Source organism: Synechococcus sp. R55.7 (assembly GCF_047461955.1).
Lineage (GTDB): Bacteria > Cyanobacteriota > Cyanobacteriia > Thermostichales > Thermostichaceae > Thermostichus.
The window spans coordinates 1-3,160 of record NZ_JANSIC010000135.1 but is presented as its reverse complement, the minus strand read 5'-3'; the positions used below and the strand labels follow the sequence as shown (position 1 = coordinate 3,160).

Here is a 3,160-nt window from a genome sequence, read left to right as displayed (position 1 = left end):
TAGCGCCAACGGCTAGTTGGAACCAGAGCCGGGAGCGGCCAGACAAGCATGGTTGGAGGCCCGCTCACGGAGCGCAAGGTGCAGTGCTTCCACAAACTGCCGCACCCGAATCGGGTCGATCATGGGAAAGGGATCCGAATAGCCTGCCGGCATGCCTGCGGAACGGGAAGATCGCTTCAGAGAACTGGCCACAATTACTCCATCTGCCCGCCGGATCAGGCTGCCGATGTTTTCAGCAGTAGCCCCCGAGCCGATGAGCAGCGGCACCTGAGGAGCAACTTTGCGGGCCAGCTCCAGCTCCTCCAGAAGGGGTGGCTTGCCGGTGGCCCAGCCGGAAAGGATGATGGCATCGGCCAGGCCACGTTCCACCGTGTCGGTGATGGCCGCATCCAGGCTGATGGGACCTAGGGGTTGGGCGTGTTTCACCAGCACATCGGCGAAAATCTTGATGTTAGCCCCCAGCTCCCGGCGATAGCGCAGCAGGCGGTAGGCATTCCCCTCGATAATGCCTTGGTCGGTCACCATCGCCCCGCAGAGCACATTCACCCGGATGAACTGCGCCCCCACGCAGGCGGCAATTGCCAGAGCACTGCAGCCATCGTTGCGCAAGACGTTGATCCCAACCGGCAGCGAGACCAGGGTTTTCAGCCGCTGGACGATGACGGTCATGGCGCTGACCACCGCTGCGTCCACCCGATCCTTGGCAAAGGGGGCATCGTAAAAGTTCTCGACAAGGATCCCGTCTACCCCTCCTGCAGCCAGGGCAGTAGCTGCCTGTTCTGCCTGAGCGATCACCCATTCCAAGTCCCCCCCCCAACGGGGTGAGGTGGGCAGCGGCAACAAATGAACCACCCCAATGACCGGATGGGGGGTTTTGAAGAGGTGTTGCAGCAGGTTCACCGGCAAGCTTCCTCAGGGATCCCTAACGATCTTACGCCTGGATCTGACCCACAGGGGTATTCTCTGGGGGAAGTGTAACATCAGGGCTGGGGGGAGAAGAGCGGGCTAGGCCTCGGAGCAATTGCGGCACCATACCCGGCCCTTCGTAAACCCAGCCGGTGTAGACCTGCAGCAGGCTGGCTCCCGCTTCCAGTTTCTCCAAGGCGTCGGCCAAGGTGAAGATGCCCCCCACTCCGATGATGGGCAATTTTCCTTGGGTGGAGCGGTGGATGTAGCGGATGACTTGGGTGGAACGCTCCCGCAAGGGGGCACCGCTGATCCCGCCGGCTTCTGCAAGGATTGGCCTAGACTCCGCTGGTGCGAAGGGGATCCCGCGGCCAGGCAGGAAACGGGTTTTCAGGTTATCGCGGCGCAGGGTGGTGTTGGTGGCCACGATCCCGGCCAGTTGATGGTCTTGGGCCAGCTCCAGGATGCTGTCAATGTCGGGCCAGTCCAGATCGGGGGCGATCTTCACCAGGAGGGGTTTTCGCTTCTGATTTTCCCGCTGTAAGGCAGATAGGATGGGCTCCAGTTGCTCAGCAGCCTGCAGGGATCGCAGCCCCGGCGTGTTGGGGGAGCTGACGTTGACCACAAAGTAGTCCCCCAGCTCCTGGAGCAGCTGGAAGCTGGCCAGGTAATCGGCAGCCGCTTCTTCCAGAGGGGTGATTTTGGCTTTGCCCAGGTTAATTCCAATGGGGATGGGACGTTGCTGTAGCCGGCGCAACCGTTCCGCCAGAGCCGCCGCCCCTTGGTTGTTAAAGCCCATGCGGTTGAGGGCGGCGCGATCTTGGGGCAGTTGAAACAGGCGAGGTTTGGGGTTGCCCGGTTGGGGCTGAGGAGTGATGGTGCCCACCTCTACAAAACCAAATCCTAGGCTGGGCCAGACGCCCAGAGCCAGGCCATCTTTGTCGAAGCCCGCAGCCAATCCAAGGGGATTGGGAAAGGTAAGGCCCCACAGCGACACCGCTAGCCGGGGATCCCGGTAGCAAAACAGTCGCTCCAGAGCCGATAGGATCCCGGTGGCCTGGGTGGCATCGATCCAGTGCAAGGCGCGCAGCAGGCCCATCTTGACCGCTTCCGGGTCGGCTCTCAGCCCAGAAAAAAGCAGAGGCCACAACACATCTCGGTACAGGTTCACCGCAAAGACCCTCTACAGGTAAACTGCCCCTTGGCTGTAGCTTGCTTCCGCGTCGCAAAAATCGGTGAGCAACTGATGGACTCCGGGCTCACTGCCAGCTAAGGGATATCCCATTGCAGCACTCAACGGTAACCTCTCTGGGCTTGCTCTTTGCCGGAGATGGAGTCCCTTTGCCGCTCAAGGCTGGCTCCCCAAACTGCCCCCAAGAGTAAGGTTACCAGCAGGTGAATGCGGCCATCCAACATCACCACATCCAAAAGCCCTGAGGCAAAAAACGCCGTCAAGGCCAGCAGCATCCCCAACAGGACACTTTCTTGCGAGCGCCGCCAAGCATGCCATCCCCGCGCCAAAATCCAACCCCACAGGATCAGGTGGCCCAACAACAGCGGGATCCCACCCTCAGCCGCCAGGTGCAGGTACAAATTGTGGCAATGGCCCAGCAGCTCCGGCGGATCTTGAGCATTGTAAAGAGCGGCAAAGCTTTGCCAGCCCCAACCGGTCAAGGGCCGCTCCTGCACCATCTGCAGGGCGAATTGCCAAGCATCCAGCCGGTTGGCGGTGGAACTAAAGTAGAGCGCTTGAGGATCGAAGGTGTCTGCCAGACGGCTCCAAATCAATCGGGGCACTACGGCCCGCCAGCCCGGCCAATCCCAAGCAGCGGCCAAACCGGCCAATCCCAGACCGGCCAAGATCCCGATCCCCCACCAACAGCGCCGCAGGGCCAGCCCCATCATCAGCGCCAGCCCCCCCACTCCCCAGCCGTTGCGAGAGGCTGTCAGCAGCAACAAGAGGGATCCCAGCCCCAACACAGCTCCCAGCCCTACCACCCTCGGCCAGTCTTTGTCGGCCTGATCCAGCCACAGCCCTGCTGCCAAGCACAGGTGGATCACCAGGTAGATGGCCAGCGTATTGGGGGAAGTGAAGGCTGCCGCCGGTCGCTCTCCCCCGGCAACCCCCGTAATCCAAACCGGCCCCCAGAAGAAGTGCCCCTGCCATCCCCACAGCACTTCTCCCCAACCCAAAAGCAGCATCAGCCCGCTGCCCAACACCAACATCTGGGCCAAACGCCGACGGCCTACAGGA

General features: G+C 61.6%; 3 protein-coding genes. All 3 read right to left on the bottom strand.

The genetic code is table 11. From position 1 onward, the window contains the following. Nucleotides 1-12: 12 nt before the first annotated feature. On the bottom strand, nt 13-900 hold the full coding sequence (gene btpA, locus NW820_RS08335) for a photosystem I biogenesis protein BtpA (RefSeq protein WP_414329797.1): 888 nt from the start codon (nt 898-900) through the stop codon (nt 13-15). A gap of 31 nt (nt 901-931) precedes the next feature. Then, nucleotides 932-2,077: a quinone-dependent dihydroorotate dehydrogenase gene (locus tag NW820_RS08330; protein WP_414375300.1), complete on the bottom strand. Its 1,146-nt coding sequence runs from the start codon at nt 2,075-2,077 to the stop codon at nt 932-934. A 122-nt stretch (nt 2,078-2,199) separates the two neighbouring features. After that, nucleotides 2,200-3,160, bottom strand: a 961-nt coding sequence (locus tag NW820_RS08325; protein WP_414407219.1) for an O-antigen ligase family protein, incomplete at its 5' end; no start/stop codon positions are given.